General features: G+C 69.2%; 15 protein-coding genes. 10 read left to right on the plus strand and 5 right to left on the minus strand.

Annotated features, from left to right (window positions below; all coding sequences use genetic code 11):
- Window positions 1–50: 50 nt before the first annotated feature.
- From WJ16_RS12435 to WJ16_RS12445, 3 genes are all read left to right on the plus strand, one after another.
- Window positions 51–1229: a GNAT family N-acetyltransferase gene (locus WJ16_RS12435; protein WP_069257305.1), complete on the plus strand. Its 1179-nt coding sequence runs from the start codon at window positions 51–53 to the stop codon at window positions 1227–1229.
- Window positions 1230–1395: 166 nt separating this feature from the next.
- The gene (locus tag WJ16_RS12440) at window positions 1396–2430 is read left to right on the plus strand and encodes a helix-turn-helix transcriptional regulator (RefSeq protein ID WP_069257306.1); all 1035 of its coding nucleotides are present in this window, start codon (window positions 1396–1398) and stop codon (window positions 2428–2430) included.
- A gap of 49 nt (window positions 2431–2479) precedes the next feature.
- Complete coding sequence (locus WJ16_RS12445) at window positions 2480–3313, plus strand: GIY-YIG nuclease family protein (protein WP_069257307.1); 834 nt, start codon at window positions 2480–2482, stop codon at window positions 3311–3313.
- A gap of 54 nt (window positions 3314–3367) precedes the next feature.
- Here WJ16_RS12445 and ppa read toward each other — a convergent pair whose 3' ends face one another.
- Complete coding sequence (gene ppa, locus WJ16_RS12450) at window positions 3368–3895, minus strand: inorganic diphosphatase (protein ID WP_027786751.1); 528 nt, start codon at window positions 3893–3895, stop codon at window positions 3368–3370.
- A gap of 226 nt (window positions 3896–4121) precedes the next feature.
- On the opposite strand from ppa, the gene WJ16_RS12455 reads away from it, so the two are divergent.
- The 3 genes from WJ16_RS12455 (at window position 4122) to WJ16_RS12465 (ending at window position 7865) form a co-directional block, all read left to right on the plus strand.
- Window positions 4122–5561 carry an aldehyde dehydrogenase family protein gene (locus WJ16_RS12455; RefSeq protein ID WP_069257308.1) on the plus strand — a complete coding sequence of 480 codons (1440 nt, stop codon included), beginning with the start codon at window positions 4122–4124 and terminating at the stop codon, window positions 5559–5561.
- Window positions 5562–5653: 92 nt separating this feature from the next.
- On the plus strand, window positions 5654–6412 hold the full coding sequence (locus WJ16_RS12460; protein ID WP_069257309.1) for an SDR family oxidoreductase: 759 nt from the start codon (window positions 5654–5656) through the stop codon (window positions 6410–6412).
- Window positions 6413–6560: 148 nt separating this feature from the next.
- Complete coding sequence (locus WJ16_RS12465; protein WP_069257310.1) at window positions 6561–7865, plus strand: MFS transporter; 1305 nt, start codon at window positions 6561–6563, stop codon at window positions 7863–7865.
- A 260-nt stretch (window positions 7866–8125) separates the two neighbouring features.
- Here the strand turns inward: WJ16_RS12465 and WJ16_RS12470 are convergent, their stop codons facing one another.
- Genes WJ16_RS12470 through hemC form a run of 3 tightly spaced genes read right to left on the minus strand, consistent with a single transcriptional unit; the run spans window position 8126 to window position 12290 of the window.
- Complete coding sequence (locus WJ16_RS12470) at window positions 8126–9313, minus strand: heme biosynthesis protein HemY (protein ID WP_069257311.1); 1188 nt, start codon at window positions 9311–9313, stop codon at window positions 8126–8128.
- A gap of 2 nt (window positions 9314–9315) precedes the next feature.
- Window positions 9316–11286, minus strand: a complete 1971-nt coding sequence (gene hemDX / locus WJ16_RS12475; protein ID WP_069257312.1) for a fused uroporphyrinogen-III synthase HemD/membrane protein HemX — start codon at window positions 11284–11286, stop codon at window positions 9316–9318.
- Complete coding sequence (gene hemC / locus WJ16_RS12480; RefSeq protein WP_069257313.1) at window positions 11286–12290, minus strand: hydroxymethylbilane synthase; 1005 nt, start codon at window positions 12288–12290, stop codon at window positions 11286–11288. Before hemC ends, hemDX begins: the two co-directional genes overlap by 1 nt.
- 207 nt (window positions 12291–12497) lie before the next feature.
- Between hemC and ppc the strand changes: the two genes are divergently transcribed.
- Entirely contained in the window at window positions 12498–15503 is a 3006-nt protein-coding gene (gene ppc / locus WJ16_RS12485) for a phosphoenolpyruvate carboxylase (protein ID WP_069257314.1), read from the plus strand.
- 127 nt (window positions 15504–15630) lie between these two features.
- Here ppc and WJ16_RS12490 read toward each other — a convergent pair whose 3' ends face one another.
- Window positions 15631–16383 carry a class I SAM-dependent methyltransferase gene (locus WJ16_RS12490; RefSeq protein WP_069257315.1) on the minus strand — a complete coding sequence of 251 codons (753 nt, stop codon included), beginning with the start codon at window positions 16381–16383 and terminating at the stop codon, window positions 15631–15633.
- A gap of 229 nt (window positions 16384–16612) precedes the next feature.
- On the opposite strand from WJ16_RS12490, the gene WJ16_RS12495 reads away from it, so the two are divergent.
- The 3 genes from WJ16_RS12495 (at window position 16613) to WJ16_RS12505 (ending at window position 19729) form a co-directional block, all read left to right on the plus strand.
- Window positions 16613–17422, plus strand: a complete 810-nt coding sequence (locus tag WJ16_RS12495) for a helix-turn-helix transcriptional regulator (protein ID WP_069257316.1) — start codon at window positions 16613–16615, stop codon at window positions 17420–17422.
- A 119-nt stretch (window positions 17423–17541) separates the two neighbouring features.
- The gene (gene argH, locus WJ16_RS12500) at window positions 17542–18951 is read left to right on the plus strand and encodes an argininosuccinate lyase (protein ID WP_069257317.1); all 1410 of its coding nucleotides are present in this window, start codon (window positions 17542–17544) and stop codon (window positions 18949–18951) included.
- A 94-nt stretch (window positions 18952–19045) separates the two neighbouring features.
- Window positions 19046–19729 carry an HAD family hydrolase gene (locus WJ16_RS12505; protein WP_069258049.1) on the plus strand — a complete coding sequence of 228 codons (684 nt, stop codon included), beginning with the start codon at window positions 19046–19048 and terminating at the stop codon, window positions 19727–19729.
- Window positions 19730–19776: the final 47 nt, after the last annotated feature.

The following is a 19776-nucleotide window of genomic DNA, read 5'->3' on the forward strand; positions in this document are numbered from 1 at the left end:
GGCCGCGCAGGCTCGCGCATCCGGCGACACAGAACGGTACGGATTCACGCTTGAAACACGAACGCATCGATTATCGCACGGGCATCCTGTCGTCCCCCGCGGAAGTGCCGGCCGACGAATGGAACGCGCTGCTGGCGCGCGACGCGCAGCCGACGCCGTTCCTGCGCCACGAATTCCTCGACGCGCTGCACGTCGCGCGCTGCGCGGTCGACGATACCGGCTGGTCGCCGCACTTCGTCACGCTGACCGACCCGCGCACCGGCCGCCTCGCGGCCGCCGCGCCCGTCTATGCGAAGCAGCATTCGTACGGCGAATACGTGTTCGACTGGGCGTGGGCCGACGCGTACCAGCGCAACGACCTGCCGTACTACCCGAAGCTGCTGTGCGCGGTGCCGTTCACGCCCGTGCAGGGCACGCGCCTGCTCGCGGCCGACGACGACGCGCGCCGGCGGCTCGCGGCCACGCTGCTCGCGTTCGCCGAGCAAAGCGACGTGTCGTCGCTGCACGTGCTGTTCCCGACCGGCGACGAGGCGCGGCTGCTCGAATCGATGGGGATGATGCTGCGCGAAGGCGTGCAGTTCCATTGGATCAACGACGGCTACCGCCACTTCGACGACTTCCTCGGCACGCTCGAGCAGAAGAAGCGCAAGAACATCCGCGCGGAGCGGCGCAAGGTGCACGACGCGGGCGTGACGTTCCGGCGGCTGACCGGCGACCGGATTACCGACGCCGACTGGCGCTTCTTCTCGCGCTGCTACCGGCAGACCTATCGCGAACACTTTTCGAGCCCGTACCTGAACCTCGACTTCTTCCGCGCGATCGGCGCGACGATGCCCGAGAACCTGCTGCTCGTGATCGCGGAAGCGAACGGCCAGCCGATCGCGAGCGCGCTCGCCGTCTACCGGCGCGGCGAGCACGGCGGCGGCACGCTGTACGGCCGCTACTGGGGCGCGCTCGAGCACGTGCCCTGCCTGCATTTCGAAACGGCCTACTACCAGTTGCTCGAATTCTGCATCGAGGCCGGGCTCGACACGTTCGAAGGCGGCGCGCAGGGCGAACACAAGCTCGCGCGCGGTTTCCTGCCGACCGTCACGCACTCCGCGCACTGGCTCGCGCATCCGGCATTTTCCGATGCGGTCGCGCGCTTCCTCGAACGCGAGACCGAGCACATCCACGCGTACGTCGACGAATTGCGCGAACACGATCCGTTCCGGCGCGGCACCGAATAACGACGCCGGAACGGCGAAGTTTTCGTTGATCCTCCCGAATCGATCTGTTGTACTTGTTACCCTCCAGCGTCCCAGTCCAAAAATCGACCGGTCACCACGCCTGACCGGCAGAAGCAGCACTTGACCTCTCGCAGCGGGTGCAAACCCGAAGGTCATGGAGACAGACATGGAGTTACGACAGAAATCGGTATCCGTCCGGATCTACCGGCAGGTACTCGACGACATGCGCCGCAACGGCGTCGACGTCGCGCCGCTGTATGCGACGCTCGGCATCGGCGCGGCCGATCTCGCCGACGACGCGCGCCGCATCCCCGGCGACCGGCACGTCGCCGCGATGCGGCTGGCGAGCCATTGGCCGATGTCCTGGCACCGGCCGCCGCCGCAGGTCGCGTCGTGGCTCGCGCCGTTCCCGGAGCTCGCCGGCATCACCTGCAACGCCGCGACGCTGCGCGACGCGCTGCAAGGCTACCTGCGCTACCGCGAGCTGATCGGCAACGTCGACTGGGTGTTCGCGCAGGAAACCGGCGACGCGATCGCGCTCGAGTACGTGAACGAGGGCGACGGCCGGCCCGCCAGCAGCGCGTTCGCGAATTTCGCGATCCTCGCCGCGCTCGCGCGCCTGTACGATCCGCACGTGCAGGTCGACGAAGCCGCGTTCGCCGGCCGCGCGTTCGCACCGAGCGCCGCACTGCGCGACCTCCTCGGCGCGGCAGTATCGTTCGATGCCGCACACAACCGCATCGTGCTGCGCTCCACGCGCCTCGACACGCCGTTCGAGCGCTACAACGCGCCGCTCGCGGACATCCAGCGCCATGCGGCCGACGCCGCGCGCGAGCGCGTGCGCGCCCGCTCGTCGTTCGGTTCGTCGGTCGAGCAATGCGTGCGCGACTGGCTGCGCCACGCCGACGACGCCGACGTGCCGTCCGACACGCTGATGGAGCACGTGTGCACGCACTTCGCGATGTCGCGCTGGACGCTGCGCCGGCGGCTGCATCGCGAGGCGGTCGGGTTTCATGCGCTTGTCGCCCAGGCACGGCTCGGCGAAGCGCGCGACCTGCTGCTGAACACGCAGTTGCCGATCGGCGAGATCGGCGTGCGGGTCGGCTTCCGTTCGACGAGCGCGTTTACGCGCTTCTTCACGCGCGAACTCGGCGCGGCGCCGAGCCGCTTTCGCGACGGGCACGGCGAGCGGTGGCGTTGAAGGGCGCTTTTTCTGAGACACTGGCGGCTTCGCATCCCGCCGCCCTGCCATGTCCTGGTTTCTGTATCTGATCGAATGCGCCGACGACAGCGTCTACACGGGCATCACGACCGACGTTGCCGCGCGCTTCGACGAGCACGCATCCGGCAAGGGCGCGCGCTACACGCGCTCGCGCAAACCGCGTGCGGTGCTCGCGTCGTTTCCGCTGCCCGACCGGTCGAGCGCATCGCGCGCCGAATACTGGGTGAAACGGCTCACGCCTGCACAAAAGCGTGAACTGGCGGCCGGGTTGCGCACGCTCGAATCGGTGCTGCCGGTGGTGCCGATCGTCGTCGAGAGCGAAGATGCGGTCGAACCGAAGGCCGGTGCGCGCGGGCGGAAGAACGCGAAAAACGACCATGTCGACGGCGCGGTGAAAGCCGTTGAGACCCGCAAACGCACGCAGAAGGCCGGGCAAGCCGAGAAGGTCGGCAAGTCCGCAAAGGGCGCCACGCCGCCCGGCGCGACAAAAGCGGCGCCGGCCGCGAAGCGCACGAAGGCCACCGGCGATGCGGCCGCAACCCAAACTTCTTCGCGCGATACGCCGGCAAGAAAGACCAAGCCGGCCGCACCCGCTTCGTCGAAAAGAAAAGCGCCGGTAGCCGGCGGCAAACCCGTCCCGAACAAACGCGAAGCCGCGGCGCCCGCAACCCGCCGACGCCCGCCTGCCGCTCGAGCCGCCGACGCCACCGAGGCCGCCGTCGCCCCGCCGCGTCGCGCGAAGCGCTCGAAGGACGCGCCGCACACCGCCGCACCGCCCGCATCGGTATCGGCACCGGTGCCCGCGCGCGCCGCCGCGCGTAAACAAACGCCGCGCACAAAACAAAACCGCGCGGCCTCCTGACGAGACACGCGCGGTTTGCGTTTCGCACGAACCGGCCGTCGGCCGGCGTGGCGCTTACTTCTTGTAGTTCGCTGCGCCGTCGGCGATTTCCTTGTGCGCGGCTTCGATGCCGGCCCAGCCTTCGACCTTCACCCACTTGCCCTTCTCGAGCGCCTTGTACTGCTCGAAGAAGTGCTTGATCTGGTCCTTCAGGTACTCGGGCACGTCGTCGATCGACTTCAGGTTCGCCGTCATCGGGCAGACCTTGTCGTGCGGCACCGCAACCAGCTTCGCGTCGACGCCCGACTCGTCGGTCATCTGCAGCATGCCGAGCACGCGCGAACGCACGATCGAGCCGGCCAGCAGCGGGAACGGCGTGATCACCAGCACGTCGACCGGATCGCCGTCGCCCGACAGCGTCTGCGGGATGTAGCCGTAGTTCACCGGATAGCGCATGCCCGTGCCGATGAAGCGGTCGACGACGAGAAGGCCCAGTTCCTTGTCCGCCTCGTACTTCACCGGATCGCTTTGCGCGGGAATCTCGATGATCACGTTGAAATCTTGCGGCAGGTCCTTGCCGGCCGGAACATGATTGAAGCTCATGAGCACTCTCTGTAGGTCGATGGGAATTCGGGACAGGGCGCCGCGGCCGATACATCGCCGCACGCATCCCCCAAAGGAATGCGCCATTATAGCCAATCGACCGGTGGCGTCCGGATGACGATCGGCGCGATAATCGTTCCGGATGTCCGGCCACCGAACACGACGCAGCGTTCCCCCGCATCGGCGCGCCAGCGCGATGGCGCGTGACGCGAAGACAGGAGCAGGCATGGAAGAGGCGAAGCACTTCATCGCGGGCGAATGGACGTTGCCCGCGCAACTGGAAACCATCGCGGTCGTCGATCCATCCGACGGCCAGCCGTTCGCGTCGATTGCCCGCGGCACGGCGCCCGACATCGAGCGCGCGGTCGCCGCGGCCCGCGACGCCTTCGCCGGCCCGTGGGGCGCCGCGAGCGCCGCCGAGCGCGGCCGCGTGCTGATGCGGCTGTCGGCGCGCGTGGCCGATTCGATCGACGCACTCGCCGAGATCGAGGCGCGCGACACCGGCAAGCCGCTGAAGCAGGCACGCGCCGACGCCGCCGCGCTCGCGCGCTACTTCGAGTTCTACGCGGGCGCCGCCGACAAACTCCACGGCGAAACCCTCCCCTATCAGGCCGGCTACACGGTGCTGACGGTGCGCGAGCCGCACGGCGTCACCGGCCACATCGTGCCGTGGAACTACCCGATGCAGATCTTCGGGCGCAGCGTGGGCGCCGCGCTCGCGGCCGGCAACGCATGCGTCGTCAAGCCGGCCGAGGATGCGTGCCTGTCGCTGCTGCGCGTCGCCGAGCTGGCCGCGCAGGCCGGGCTGCCGGCCGGCGCGCTCAACATCGTCACCGGCTACGGCCATGAAGCCGGGGCCGCGCTCGCACGCCATCCCGGCATCGACCACATCTCGTTCACCGGTTCGCCGGCCACCGGCAAGCTGGTCACGCAGATGGCGGCCGAGAACCACGTGCCCGTCACGCTCGAACTCGGCGGCAAGTCGCCGCAGATCGTGTTCGCCGACGCCGATCTCGACGCGGCGCTGCCCGTGCTCGTCGCGGCGATCGTGCAGAACGGCGGCCAGACCTGCTCGGCCGGCAGCCGCGTGCTGATCGAGCGCGCGGTGTACGAGCCGCTCGTCGAGCGGCTCGCCACCGCGTTCAACGGGCTGCGGGTCGGCCCGAGCCGCGCCGATCTCGACTGCGGCCCGCTGATCAACGCGAAGCAGCAGCAGCGCGTGTGGGATTTCCTGTCCGACGCGCAGCACGACGGCATTCCGATGGCCGCGCACGGGCAGGTCGTCGCCGACGCGCCCGAAAGCGGCTTCTACCAGGCGCCCGCGCTGCTGCGCGACGTGCCGCCGTCGCACCGGCTCGCGCAGGAGGAAGTGTTCGGCCCCGTGCTCGCCGCGATGCGCTTCGTCGACGAGGACGAAGCGGTTGCGCTGGCCAACGGCACGCCGTACGGCCTCGTCGCGGGCATCTGGACGCGCGACGGCGCCCGCCAGATGCGTGTCGCACGGCGCCTGCGGGCCGGCCAGGTATTCATCAACAACTATGGCGCGGGCGGCGGCGTCGAGCTGCCGTTCGGCGGCGTCGGCCACTCGGGGCACGGCCGCGAGAAAGGCTTCGAGGCACTGTACGGCTTCACCGCGCTGAAGACGATCGCGATCCGGCACGGCTGAGCGCGCGGCCGGCAACACGCGGCCGGCAGCGCCCGGCCGTGTATGCCGAACCACGACGACATTCCTATCCAGTCCAGCACAGGAGACACACCATGCGGTTGAGCGGCAAGACGGCGATCGTCACGGGCGGCGGCTCGGGGTTCGGCGAAGGCATCGCGAAGACGTATGCGCGCGAAGGCGCGAACGTCGTCGTCAACGACCTGAACGGCGCGGCAGCCGAGCGGGTCGCGAGCGAGATCGCGCTCGCGGGCGGCAAGGCGATCGCGGTGGCCGGCGACGTGTCGAAAGAGCACGACTGGCATGCGCTGCTGCAGGCCGCGCTCGACGATTTCCACGCGGTGCAGATCGTCGTGAACAACGCGGGCACCACGCACCGCAACAAGCCGGTGCTCGACGTGACGGAGGCCGAATTCGACCGTGTGTACGCGGTCAACATGAAGAGCCTGTTCTGGTGCGTGCAGACCTTCGTGCCGTACTTCCGCGCGCAGGGCGGCGGCGTGTTCGTGAACGTCGCGTCGACGGCTGGCGTGCGCCCGCGCCCGGGCCTCGTCTGGTACAACAGCACGAAGGGCGCGATGATCACCGCGAGCAAGTCGCTCGCGGCCGAACTCGGCGCCGACCGCATCCGCGTGAACTGCATCAACCCCGTGCTCGGCGAAACGGCGTTGATGACCGAATTCATGGGCTGCGAGGATACCCCCGAGAACCGCCGCCGCTTCCTGGCGACGATCCCGCTCGGCCGTTTCTCCACACCACAGGACATCGCGAACGCGGCGCTTTACCTCGCGTCCGACGAGGCCGAATTCATCACCGGCGTGTGTCTCGAAGTCGACGGCGGGCGCTGCATCTAGTCGCATCGGGCAGACACGACAACCACGCATTGCTTCGCACGAAACCGGACCGGGGCGCCGCTGCCTCCGGTCCGGCCTACAACAAGGTCAGCGGCGCACGAGATCCAGGTAACCGCTAACGCGCCCACTTCGATCGACAGGAGACAACATGGCAACATCGACGCAGTCGCTGCCGGGCTCGTCCGGCGCATTCGAGGAAGCAACCTACCGCAAGGTGTCGTGGCGGCTCGTGCCGCTCCTGCTGCTGTGCTACGTGGTCGCGTATCTCGACCGCGTCAACGTCGGATTCGCGAAGCTGCAGATGGCGAGCGACCTGAACCTCAGCGACACCGTCTACGGGCTCGGCGCCGGGATCTTCTTCTTCGGCTATTTTCTCTTCGAAGTGCCGAGCAACATCATCCTGCACAAAGTCGGCGCGCGCGTGTGGATCGCGCGCATCATGGCCACCTGGGGCGTGATCTCGATCCTGACGATGTTCGTCACGACGCCCGCGATGTTCTACGTGATGCGCTTCCTGCTCGGCGTCGCCGAAGCGGGCTTCTTCCCCGGCGTGATCCTCTACCTCACCTACTGGTATCCCGCCCACCGGCGCGGCCGGATGACGACGTTCTTCATGACGGCCGTCGCGCTGTCCGGCGTGATCGGCGGGCCGATCTCGGGCTTCATCCTGAAGGCGTTCGACGGCGTGAGCGGCTGGCACGGCTGGCAATGGCTGTTCCTGCTCGAAGGCATCCCGTCGGTGCTGGTCGGGGTGGTCGTGTTCCTCAAGCTGGACGAGCGGATCGCGAAGGCGAACTGGCTGACCGACGACGAAAAGGCGCTGCTCTCGCGCAACGTCGAGGCCGAGGAAGCAACGAAGGAAGACCCGCCGCTCGGCGCCGTGATGGCGAGCCCGCGCGTGTGGCTGATGGCGCTGATCTACTTCTCGTTCGTGATGGGGCTCTACGGCGTCGGCTTCTGGCTGCCGACGATCATCAAGGCAACGGGCGTGACCGACACGTTCACGATCGGCCTGCTGTCGGCGATTCCGTATGCGGCCGCGGTGGTCGCGATGATCCTGATCGCACGCAGCGCGGACAAGCACCGCGAACGCCGCTGGCACGTCGCGATTCCGGCCGCGATCGGCGCGATCGGGCTCGTGCTGTCGGTGATCTGGGCGCACCAGACCGCGCTCGCGATGCTCGGCCTCACGCTCGCGACGATCGGCATCCTGACCACCCTGCCGCTGTTCTGGAGCCTGCCGACCGCGTTCCTCGGCGGCACCGCGGCCGCGGCCGGCATCGCGATGATCAACTCGATCGGCAACCTCGCCGGCTTCCTGAGCCCGTACATGATGGGCTGGCTCAAGCAAGCGACGGGCGCCAACGATTCGGGCATGTACATGCTCGCCGGGTTCCTCCTGCTCGGCGGGCTGCTCGCACTGTCGGTGCCGAAGCGGCTGGTCGACAAGTAAGGCGGGGCGCATAGCGCCCCCGTCGACGCCGACCGCGCGCGACGCCTTCGCGTGAATGCGCGCCGTGGATCGCGGGGTTCGGCCGCACGTCGAAGCGATTCCCGTGTTCGACGACGGCATGCCGCACAAGCTCGGCACGCAGCGCACCGTGCGGTGCGGCGGCTCGCAGCGAACAAAAAAATGCCCCGAAGGCCGATTGGCGTTCGGGGCAGCTTGCGCGGCGCCGCGGCGGACGCCGCTACCGGAGGCGTCGAACCGCGTCAGACCACCGTAATCGCGAGCGCGCTTTCGCGGTAATGCTTCGCAGCCTTGTCGGTTTCGCCGAGATGCTCGAACAGGCGCGCAAGCGCGCGATGCGCACGCACCTTCAGCGCGTCGTTGTCGGCCAGCTTCAGTGCCGATTCGAGGAACGACTGCGCCTTGCCCCACAGCTGCTGCTGCTGGCACAGGCGGCCGAGCGCGAACAGCAGGTCGGCATCCTCCGGGTGATCCTTCTTCCACCCTTCGGCCTTCTGGATCAGCGGCAGCGCATCGGCGCCGGCCGTATCCGGGTAACGGCGCAGCAGGCGCGCATCCCAGTTGTGCGCGAGCGCGTCCTCGACGATGCGGCGCGCTTCGTTGCGGCGCTCGAGCGGCACGAGCAGCTCGGCCGCGAGATCGGCGAGACGCGGCGACTGACGCTCGACCGGCGACAGCGACTGCCACACCTCGAGCAGCGCATCCGGGTCGTGCCGGCGTTCGCGCAGCAGGTTTTCCGCCGCCTGCTGGCGCAGCCGCACGGCCGCCGCCGGATGCAGCGCCTCGCGCTTTTCGAGCGCCTTCGCGAGCTTCAGCACCTCGGCCCAGTTCTTCAGCTGCTGCTGCGCACGCAGCGCGACCTGCTGCGCATGGATGCGCTTGCCGCCCGCCTGCAGGTCGGCCAGCGCGGCGAGCGCGCCGTCGGCGTCGCGCGCGTCCGCGCGCATGTCGGCCGCGGCGAGCAGCCGTGCATCCTGCCATTCGGGCGCATCGACCTTCGACAGCCAGTCGTCGCGACGCGTGTACTCGTGCATCCGGTGCGCGGCGGTGGCCGCGACGAGGCTCGCCGCGCCCTGGTTCGCATCGACCGCCAGCGCTTCACGCGCAGCCTTCTCCGCACGCGAGAAGCGGCCCGCGTACAGGTTCGCGATCGCGTCGCGCAGCGACGCCTGCGCCTTCTCGTTGCGCGAACGCGCCCGGTACGCGGCGACCCGCTGCGGCATGCGCCAGATGTTGCGCACGATGCGCAGCAGCGCATACAGGACGATGAACAGCACGACAATGGCGATCACGAACAGGTTCAGCGACACGTCGACCCGGTACGGCGGATAGACGAGCAACACCTGCCCCGCGTCGAAGCGGCCGACGGTGGCGAGCGCAGCGGCGATCGCGAACAGGACCGCGAGCCAGATGATTCCTCGAAGCGTCATCGTTACCCCCGGCTCTTGAACTGCTGAACCGCGTTCAGGCTCGTGTTCAGGTTCGGCACCGCGACCGTCAGCGATGCACCGTCAACCTGCTTGAGCAGATCCTCGACGGTCTGCGTGTCCTTCGAAGCCTGGTCGAAATACTTGCCGAGCGACGCCTGCGCGGCGTGCAGGTCAGCCTTCATCGCGCCGTCGTTGCGCGCGAGCAGCGACAGGCGTGCGCTCAGCAGGCGCAGCTTCACGTTCTCGCGCACGAAGTAGCCCTGGTCGGGCGACGCGAGCATCGCATCCGCGTTGTCGATCCGGCGCACCTGCACGAGCCCCTTCAACTGCTGGCCGAGGCCGGCCGAGAAGTCGTGCCACCACACCTTCCAGCGCGGCTCGCCGCCCACGGCCGACGACGCGGCATCGGCCGGCGCGGCCTTCGGCGCCGCGTGCGGAACGATCGCCTCGCCGGACAGCGGCAGCGCGTCGATCTTGCCGATCGCGTCGTCGAGCTTGATCGCAAGCCCCGTGAGGTCGGCCGCCGGCGCGGCCTTCAGCTTCTCGATGTCCTGCGCGAGCGCCTTGCGCACCGTGACGGCCTGCGCGCTCTGCGACGTCGCGAGGCGTGCGTCCGCGTTCTGCAGCGCGATCAGCGCGAGCTGCGTGTTGCCGGTCAGTTGAAGCTGCTGGCTCGCGCTCGACAGCATCTGGTCGACTTCCTCGAGCATCCACGCATCGCGGTTGCGCGACAGGTCCTGGTATTGCTGCTGCAGCGCCTGCTGCGCGCTCTGCGCGTCGGCGAGCTTGCCGTCGAGCTGCGCGAGCTGCGTGTCGACCTGATGCGTGCTTGCGAGCGCCTGCTCGGTCTTCATGCGCGTTTCGGCCGTTTGCGCATCGAGCGCCTTCTGGCGCGCGACGAACGTGCCGTCGAGCCGGTCGATCTTGCGGTTCAGCGCATAGCCGCCGACGCCCGCCGCGCAGCCGAGCACGACGACGACGAACCACAGCACCGCGCTGCCGCCGCGGCGCGCGGGCGGTTCGGCGCCCATGTAGGCGGGACGGGACGGCGGCGCGGATGCAGCGGCCGGCTGGGAAGCGACGCTTTTGGAATCGTTGGTATCTGTCATGCGTTTAGTCACCGGTGCGGCTGTCGCCGGTTGGACGGCCTCGTCGGCCATCGTTCGAAACGCGCGGACGATGCGCTCATCGCCCGCGCCGGTCAGCGTAATCCTATCAAAACCCAATGCACGCGCGGTCTGCTCGATCCGCGGATGCGGCGTGACGAGCCGCGCGTGCTTCAACGCGTCGATCTCGATATCGTTCAGGTGGGTCCGCGCGAGCTCGTGAAGGTTGCGCACGCCCTCCGAGCTCGTGACGAGCCATGCGTGCGGCGCGCCGGCGAGCAGCGCATGGACGCGCTCCCATGCGCCGACGCGCGGCTCCGGCACGACGCGCCGGTACGCGGCCACGAGCGTGACCTCCGCGCCGGCTTCGCGCAGCCGCTCCGCGAGCCATTCACGGCCGCCGTCGCCGCGCACGATCAGCACGCGCTTGCCCGCGAGCGCCTGCGCGTCGCCGAACGCGGCCTCGATGCACGCGAGGAGGCTTTCCGAATCGTAATGGGGGACGCCGCCGTCGGCCGGCGCCTGCGGCGCGATCACGCGATGCGCGGGCGCCGCGATACCGTGACGCGCGAGCGCCGCGACGCTGCCGGGCCCGACCACGCCGACCGGCAGCGCATTCGGCCAGATCGCGCCGTACTGCGCGAGCGCGCGGTCGATCGCGTTCGGCGACACGAAAATCACCAGCGCGTAGTCGGCGAGCGCCGCGAACGCCGCATCGAGCGGCGCCGGATCGTCGACCGGCGCAATGTCGATCAGCGGGAATTCGAGCACGTCGCAGCCGGCCTCGGCCAGTTGCGACGCGAGTGCGCCGGACTGGCCGTCCGGGCGCGTCAGGACAGCGGTGAACGCGCGCGCGCCGCCCGCCATCAGGCGTCGCCCTTGCCGGCGGCCGACGAGCCGGCGAGCAGCGCGTGGACGATGTCGAGCGCGCCTTGCGCTTCGAGCTCGTCGGACACCGCGCGGCCGAGCGCGAGCGCATCGGCGACGGTCATGACGGCTGCGCACGCTTCGGCCGTCAGCACGCGCTTGCCGTCGGTCGTCGACACGCGGCCCGTCAGGTACAGTTCGCCCGCACGCCACACCGCATGCGCGGCGAGCGGCACCTCGCAGCTGCCGCCGAGCGCGCGCGACACCATCCGCTCGGCCTCGACCGCGAGCGCGGTCTGCGAATCGTGCAACGGCGCGAGCCACGCGGCGACGTCGCTGCGGTGCGATGCGACCTCGATGCCGAGCGCGCCCTGCCCCGCCGCAGGCGGGCTCGCCTCGACGTCGAGCAGCGCGCGGATGCGCGTTTCGAGGCCGAGGCGCTTCAGGCCGGCGGCCGCGAGGATGATCGCCGCGTAGTCGCCGCGATCGAGCTTCGACAGGCGCGTATCGAGGTTGCCGCGCAGCGGCAATACTTCCAGATGCGGATAGCGCGAGCGCAGCATCGCTTCACGGCGCAGGCTCGACGTGCCGACCACGGCGCCGGCCGGCAGCGCGTCGAGCGACGCGTAGTCGTTCGACACGAAGGCATCGCGCGGGTCCTCGCGCTCCATGATCGCGGCGAGCGAGAAGCCGTCGGGCAGCGCCATCGGCACGTCCTTCAGCGAATGCACGGCGAGATCGGCGCGGCCGTCGGCCAGCGCGGCCTCCAGTTCCTTCACGAACAGGCCCTTGCCGCCGACCTTCGACAGCGTGCGATCGAGAATCTGGTCGCCGCGCGTCGTCATCCCGAGGATTTTCACGTCACAAGCTGGATATAATTTGCGCAGCGCATCACGCACATGTTCGGCTTGCCACATCGCCAGGCGGCTCTCGCGCGAAGCAATCGTCAACGTCGCGGGCAGCCGTGCCTGTTGCGGCCCGGCCGCAGGGGTCTCGGAATTCATTGCTGGAACATCGAAGGACGGGATTGAAGATCGAACAATGGTAGCACGCACGCCCCTGCCCGCCCGGGCCCGGAGCCTGCGCCCGGCCTGCCGCCGAGCGGGTCGCGGCGCCGATGTGCGGATGTGCCGCACGTAGCTGGTTGCTTGACCGCAGTTTCGCAGTTTCCGCAGTTCCTTTTGACTCGAGCTTTCCCAAGGAAACCCATCGTGAAGTCTTCCGGATCGGCGCGTACGGCGCGCCGCAATGCTGCCCTGTCCTCCTCCGACGCCTCGACGGACACCGTCGCCACCGCCGCGAACGGCCGTGCGAAAACGGCAACGAAACCGAAAGACCCGATACGTCAGACAAAACGCGCGACGAAAACCGCCGGCCCGGCAGCCCGCACCGCGAAGCCCGGCACGCGCACGCGTGAAGACAAGGACGGCCCGCTGTTCGAGGACATCCGCTTCCTCGGCCGCCTGCTCGGCGACGTCGTGCGCGAGCAGGAAGGCGATACGGTATTCGACGTCGTCGAGACGATCCGCCAGACCGCGGTCAAGTTCCGCCGCGAAGACGACAACGAAGCCGCGCAGACGCTCGAGAAGAAGCTGCGCAAGCTGACGCCCGAACAGACGGTGAGCGTCGTGCGCGCGTTCAGCTATTTCTCGCATCTCGCGAACATCGCGGAAGACCGCCATCACAACCGCCGCCGCCGCATCCACGCGCTGGCCGGCTCCGCGTCGCAGCCCGGCACGGTCGCGTACGCGCTCGAACAGTTGAAGACGACCGGAAACGCGTCCAAGCGCCTGCTGCAGCGCTTCTTCGACGATGCGCTGATCGTGCCGGTGCTGACCGCGCACCCGACCGAAGTGCAGCGCAAGAGCATTCTCGACGCGCAGCACGACATCGCGCGCCTGCTCGCCGAGCGCGACCAGGAACTGACGAGCCGCGAGCGCCAGTACAACGAAGCGATGCTGCGCGCGCGCGTGACCGCGCTGTGGCAGACGCGCATGCTGCGCGACGCGCGCCTGACGGTCGGCGACGAGATCGAGAACGCGCTGTCGTACTACCGCGCGACGTTCCTCGACGAGCTGCCCGCGCTGTACGGCGACATCGAGGCCGCGCTTGCCGAGCACGGCCTGTCCGCACGCGTACCTGCGTTCTTCCAGATGGGCAGCTGGATCGGCGGCGACCGCGACGGCAACCCGAACGTGACCGCGACGACGCTCGACGAGGCGATCAACCGCCAGGCCGCGGTGATCCTCGAGCACTATCTGGAACAGGTGCACAAGCTCGGCGCCGAGCTGTCGGTGTCGAACCTGCTCGTCGGCGCGAGCGATGCCGTGAAGGCGCTCGCGGCAGCGTCCCCCGACCAGTCGCCGCACCGCGTCGACGAGCCGTATCGCCGCGCGCTGATCGGCATCTACACGCGGCTCGCCGCCAGCGCGCGCGTGCGTCTCGGCGAAGGCACGGTGCCGGTGCGCAGCGCGGGCCGCGGCGCGCCGCCCGTGCGCGCGGTCCCGTATGCGGATTCCGAAGCGTTCGTCGCCGATCTGAAAGTGCTGACCGCGTCGCTCGACGAGCACCACGGCACGTCGCTCGCCGCGCCGCGCCTCGCGCCGCTTGTGCGCGCGGCCGAAGTGTTCGGCTTCCATCTCGCGAGCATCGACCTGCGCCAGAGCTCCGACATCCACGAAGCGGTGGTCGCCGAGCTGTTCTCGCGCGCGGGCGTCGAAGCCGACTACGCGGCGCTCGCCGAGGAAGACAAGCTGCGCGTGCTGCTCGCCGCGCTCGCCGACCCGCGCCCGCTGCGCTCGCCATACATCGAATACTCGGCGCTCGCGCAGAGCGAGCTCGGCGTGTTCGAGAAGGCACGTGAAGTGCGCGCGCAATTCGGCGAACGCGCGGTACGCAACTACATCATTTCGCATACGGAAACCGTCAGCGACCTCGTCGAAGTGCTGCTGCTGCAGAAGGAGACGGGCCTGCTCGAAGGCGCGCTCGGCGTGCCGGGCGGCGATGCGAAGAACAGCCTGATGGTGATCCCGCTGTTCGAGACGATTCCCGACCTGCGCGACGCCGCGCGCATCATGCGCGAATACTTCGCACTGCCGGGCATCGACGCGCTGATCGCGCACCAGGGCGCCGAACAGGAAGTGATGCTCGGCTACTCGGACAGCAACAAGGACGGCGGCTTCCTCACGTCGAACTGGGAGCTGTATCGCGCGGAGCTCGCACTGGTCGACCTGTTCCGCGACCGCAAGATCACGCTGCGGCTGTTCCACGGCCGCGGCGGCACGGTCGGCCGCGGCGGCGGCCCGACCTACCAGGCGATCCTGTCGCAGCCGCCGGGCACCGTGAACGGCCAGATCCGCCTGACCGAACAGGGCGAGGTGATCGCGAGCAAGTTCGCGAACCCGGAAATCGGCCGCCGCAACCTCGAGACGGTCGTCGCCGCGACGCTCGAGGCGACGCTGCTGCCGCAGAACAACGCACCCGCGCAGCTGCCGGCGTTCGAGGCCGCGATGCAGACGCTGTCCGATTCGGCGATGGCCGCGTACCGCGCGCTCGTCTATGAAACCCCGGGCTTCACCGACTACTTCTTCTCGTCGACGCCGATCACCGAGATCGCCGAGCTGAACATCGGCAGCCGCCCCGCGTCGCGCAAGCTGCAGGACCCGAAGCAACGCAGGATCGAAGACCTGCGCGCGATTCCGTGGGGCTTCTCGTGGGGGCAGTGCCGGCTGCTGCTCACGGGCTGGTACGGCTTCGGCAGCGCGGTGAGTGCGTATCTCGACGGCGCGCAGGACGACGCCGAACGCACGAAGCGCGTCGCGCTGCTGAGGAAGATGAACAAAACCTGGCCGTTCTTCTCGAACCTGATGTCGAACATGGACATGGTGCTCGCGAAGACCGATCTCGCGGTCGCGTCGCGCTATGCGCAGCTCGTGTCAGACCGCAAGCTGCGCAAGCACGTGTTCGAGCGGATCGTCGCGGAATGGGAGCGCACGTCGCAGGCGCTCGCGGAAATCACCGGGCACGAAGGCCGCCTCGCGACCAACCCGCTGCTCGCGCGCTCGATCAAGAACCGCTTCCCGTATCTCGATCCGCTGAACCACCTGCAGGTCGAGCTGATCAAGCGCCACCGCGCGGGCGATACGAACGCGCGGCTGCGCCGCGGAATTCACCTGACGATCAACGGAATCGCTGCCGGCCTGCGCAATACGGGCTGATCCGCGGGCGGCGCGGTGCGATACCGCGCCCCGCCGCATCGTGAAAGCCGCGATACGCCACCGTTCCCATGGTGTGTATCGCGGCTTTTTTCATGCGCGGGCGGCACCGTGCCCGCGCATCGCACACTCAGTGCGCGTCGATCAGCAACGCGTCGTGTTCGAACGAACCGTCGGGCTGCACCGCGTAGTAGCCGCGCACCTCGTCGGGCGCATGCGCCCACAGCGCGCGAATGCCGGTCACGCTGTCGGCCGGCGTGCGGATGCGCGCGACCCAGGTGTCGAAATCGATCGGCAGGCGCCAGCGGCTGTGCACGTGCGCGTCGAAACCGGCTGCGCGGAACATCGCGAGCCATTCGTCCGCGCGGTAGTCGCGCACGTGCGATGCGTCGCGCAGCACTTCGGCGGCCTGCAGGTAGGTATCGAGGAGCGGATGGTCGTTCCCGGCGATGTCGATCATCATCACGCGGCCGCCCGGTTTCAGCACGCGGCGCACCTCGGCGAGCGCCGCGCGCATGTCGTGCCAGTGGTGCGCGCTCATCCGGCTCACGACCCAGTCGAAGGTCGCCGTGTCGAACGGCAGATGCTCGGCCGGGCCTTGCTGCGTACGGATGTTGGCGAGCCCGCGCTCGCGCGCGGCGGCGTCGACGGTCGCGAGCATCTGCCCGGCGAGATCGTAGGCGACCACGTCGCGCACGTGCGGCGCGACCGCGAAGCTCGCATGGCCGGCGCCGCAGCCGAGATCCAGCACCGCGGCATCGGGCGTCGCGCGCACCGCGTCGGCGAGCGTCTGCAGATCGGCGCCCGTCGCGTGGACCGTGCTCGTCAGATAGGCGGCGGCCGTCGTGCCGAATGCGTCGGCGACCTGCTCGTGGTGTTTCATCGTTCGCTCCTTTCGTGGCTGCAGCGTGCCGAAGTGGGCCGGTGTGGGCACCTCGGCGCGCGTTCCGGCCCGCTGCAACGCGTTTTGTGGGACGCCCGCTGCCCCTGCCAGCGCGCGAGACGCTACAATAGGCCCGCATCTGTACCAGTACAAGTTAAGCAGTTATTCTGGTATTCGATACACCTGTCTGATCGTTGCCGCGTCCCCGCTTCCCTTTCGCCGTTTCCGCATGAACCAGCCGTCCTCCGCCCCCGTCCCGCCGCTCGACGCCACGCCCGCCCGTGCGCTCGGCGACTTCATCCGCGCCCACCGCGAGCGGCTGTCGCCGCAGGCCGTCGGCCTGCCGCCCGGCCCGCGCCGCCGCACGCCGGGGCTGCGGCGCGAGGAAGTCGCGCAACTGTGCGGCGTCAGCCCGACCTGGTACACGTGGATCGAACAGGGCCGCCCCGTGTCGGCATCCGCCGACGCGCTCGCGCGGATCGCCGTCGCGCTGCAACTGTCGAAGGCCGAGCGCGCGTACCTGTTCGAGCTGGCCGCGCAGCGCGACCCGGCCGAACCCGACGTCGCGGGCGGCGACCTGCCGCCGACGCTCGCCGCGACCGTCGCGGCCATCGCGACGCCGGCCTACGTGCTCGACCGGCAATGGAACGCGCTCGCATGGAACGCACCGGCCGCCGCACTCTTTTCCGGCTGGCTCGACGGCGAGCACGACCGCAACCTGCTGCGCTTCACGTTCATGTCGCCAGCCGCGCGCACGCTGATCGTCGACTGGGAAACCCGCGCGCGGCGGCTCGCGGCCGAATTTCGCGCCGATTCGATCCGCCACCTGGGCGATGCGCCCACGCGTGCGCTGATCGACGCGCTGAGCGCCGGCAGCGACGCGTTCGCGCAGTACTGGGCGTCGCAGGACGTGTTCGAGCGCGAAGGCGGCCTGCGCGAATTCGACCATCCGGCCGACGGCCGCCTCGTGTACCAGCAGATCACGCTGAAGCCCGCGCACCGCGAAGACCTGAAGCTGGTCGTGCTCGTACGCGACTGAGCGGGCCGGCGGGCCGCCGCGAACGGCCGCGCGCCGCGGCGGGCAGGCCCGCGAATGTTAGAATCGCGGGATTCCCTCGGCGGCGCACGCCGCCCAACATCCCCCTTCGAAGAATCGCCATGACGTCCCAACTGCACAAAAAGGGCGAGGCCTGGTCGGCCCGCTTCTCGGAACCGATGTCGGAGCTGGTCAAGCGCTACACGTCGTCGGTGTTTTTCGACAAGCGTCTCGCGCTCGTCGACATCGCCGGCTCGCTCGCGCACGCGAACATGCTCGCTGCGCAGAAGATCGTCAGCGCCGACGACCTGGCCGCGATCGAACGCGGGATGGCGCAGATCAAGGGTGAAATCGAGCGCGGCGAATTCGAATGGCAGCTCGACCTCGAAGACGTCCACCTGAACATCGAGGCGCGCCTGACCGCGCTGATCGGCGACGCCGGCAAGCGCCTGCACACGGGCCGCTCGCGCAACGACCAGGTCGCGACCGACATCCGCCTGTGGCTGCGCGGCGAGATCGACCGCATCGGCGGTCTGCTGAACGACCTGCGCGGCGCACTGCTCGACCTCGCGGAGCAGAACGCCGACACGATCATGCCGGGCTTCACGCACCTGCAGGTCGCGCAACCCGTCACATTCGGCCACCACCTGCTCGCGTACGTCGAGATGTTCTCGCGCGACGCCGAGCGCATGCGCGACTGCCGCACCCGCGTGAACCGCCTGCCGCTCGGCGCGGCCGCGCTCGCGGGCACGAGCTACCCGATCGACCGTCACGCGGTCGCGAAGACGCTCGGCTTCGACGGCATCTGCGCGAACTCGCTCGATGCGGTGTCGGATCGCGACTTCGCGATCGAATTCACCGCGGCGTCCGCGCTCGTGATGACGCACGTGTCGCGCTTCTCCGAAGAACTCGTGCTGTGGATGAGCCCGCGCGTCGGCTTCATCGACATCGCCGACCGCTTCTGCACCGGCAGCTCGATCATGCCGCAGAAGAAGAACCCCGACGTGCCCGAGCTCGCGCGCGGCAAGACGGGCCGCGTGAACGGCCACCTGATGGCGTTGCTGACGCTGATGAAGGGCCAGCCGCTCGCGTACAACAAGGACAACCAGGAAGACAAGGAACCGCTGTTCGACACGGTCGACACCGTCGCCGACACGCTGCGGATCTTCGCCGAGATGGTTGCCGGCATCACCGTGAAGCCGGTCGCGATGCGCGCGGCCGCACTGCAGGGCTTCTCGACCGCCACCGACCTCGCCGACTACCTGGTGAAGCGCGGGCTGCCGTTCCGCGATGCGCACGAAGCCGTCGCGCACGCCGTGAAGATCTGCGACGACCGCGGCATCGATCTGGCCGACCTGACGCTCGACGAAATGAAGCAGGAGCTGCCGAACGTCGCGCACCTGATCGGCGAAGACGTGTTCGGCTACCTGACGCTCGAGGGTTCGGTCGCAAGCCGCAACCATCCGGGCGGCACCGCGCCCGACCAGGTGCGTGCGGCCGTCAACGCGGCCCGCGCCGCGCTCGGCCAGTAAGCCCGCTGTCCCGGACGGACGCCTTCGGCGTCCGTTTTTCATTCGGGCGGCCATCGTGCCGCCCGTCGCCTGCCCCGCTTCCCGCATGCCGCCGATGACCTTTTCCGCCGCGCTCTTCGACATGGACGGCCTGCTCGTCGATTCCGAGCGGACCATCATGAACACGTGGATCGACGTGTCGAACGCGCACGGCGTCACGCTGACCGTCGCCGATTACCTGCAGATCGTCGGGCGCTCGTTCGCCGAAGGCCAGGTCATCCTGGCGCGGCTGATCGGCCACCCCGACACGTTCGACGCGGTGCGCACCCGCGTGCGCGAGCAACTCGCGTCGCCCGAACCGCATCCGAAGTTTCCGCTGAAGCCCGGCGCGTTCGCGCTGCTCGACGCGCTCGCGCAGGCCGGGATTCCGTGCGCGGTCGCCTCGTCGTCCGCGTGCGACGTGATTCGCGCACGGCTCGACGCGGTCGGCGTGCTGCCGTTCTTCCGCGCGATCGCGGGCGGCGACGAAGTCGCGCGCGGCAAGCCCGATCCGGCCGTCTACCGGCTCGCGGCCGAACGCCTCGGCGTGCCGGCCCGCGCATGCGTCGCGTTCGAAGATAGCGACTTCGGCGCGCTGTCGGCCGCGGGGGCCGGCGCATCGGTCGTCACCGTGCCCGACCTGAAGGCGCCGACGCCCGAAATCGTCGCGCTGAGCCTGCACGTGCTCGCGTCGCTCGACGATGCGGTTGCGCTCGTGCCGTCGTGGTTCGGCCGCCTCGATACGCAGCAGCCCGCGTAAGCGCGTCGCGCCGCTCCCGAATGCAAACGGGCACCCGACAGGGTGCC

Source organism: Burkholderia metallica (genome assembly GCF_001718555.1).
Taxonomy (GTDB): Bacteria; Pseudomonadota; Gammaproteobacteria; order Burkholderiales; family Burkholderiaceae; genus Burkholderia; species Burkholderia metallica.

Excerpts from the sequence above, each read along its gene's own strand:
- WJ16_RS12440 (WP_069257306.1), top strand. The coding sequence starts at position 1,396 with ATGGAGTTACGACAGAAATCGGTATCCGTCCGGATCTACCGGCAGGTA.
- WJ16_RS12445 (WP_069257307.1), top strand. The coding sequence starts at position 2,480 with ATGTCCTGGTTTCTGTATCTGATCGAATGCGCCGACGACAGCGTCTAC.
- ppa (WP_027786751.1), bottom strand. The coding sequence starts at position 3,895 with ATGAGCTTCAATCATGTTCCGGCCGGCAAGGACCTGCCGCAAGATTTC.
- WJ16_RS12455 (WP_069257308.1), top strand. The coding sequence starts at position 4,122 with ATGGAAGAGGCGAAGCACTTCATCGCGGGCGAATGGACGTTGCCCGCG.
- WJ16_RS12460 (WP_069257309.1), top strand. The coding sequence starts at position 5,654 with ATGCGGTTGAGCGGCAAGACGGCGATCGTCACGGGCGGCGGCTCGGGG.
- WJ16_RS12465 (WP_069257310.1), top strand. The coding sequence starts at position 6,561 with ATGGCAACATCGACGCAGTCGCTGCCGGGCTCGTCCGGCGCATTCGAG.
- WJ16_RS12470 (WP_069257311.1), bottom strand. The coding sequence starts at position 9,313 with ATGACGCTTCGAGGAATCATCTGGCTCGCGGTCCTGTTCGCGATCGCC.
- hemDX (WP_069257312.1), bottom strand. The coding sequence starts at position 11,286 with ATGGCGGGCGGCGCGCGCGCGTTCACCGCTGTCCTGACGCGCCCGGAC.
- hemC (WP_069257313.1), bottom strand. The coding sequence starts at position 12,290 with ATGAATTCCGAGACCCCTGCGGCCGGGCCGCAACAGGCACGGCTGCCC.
- WJ16_RS12490 (WP_069257315.1), bottom strand. The coding sequence starts at position 16,383 with ATGAAACACCACGAGCAGGTCGCCGACGCATTCGGCACGACGGCCGCC.
- WJ16_RS12495 (WP_069257316.1), top strand. The coding sequence starts at position 16,613 with ATGAACCAGCCGTCCTCCGCCCCCGTCCCGCCGCTCGACGCCACGCCC.
- argH (WP_069257317.1), top strand. The coding sequence starts at position 17,542 with ATGACGTCCCAACTGCACAAAAAGGGCGAGGCCTGGTCGGCCCGCTTC.
- WJ16_RS12505 (WP_069258049.1), top strand. The coding sequence starts at position 19,046 with ATGACCTTTTCCGCCGCGCTCTTCGACATGGACGGCCTGCTCGTCGAT.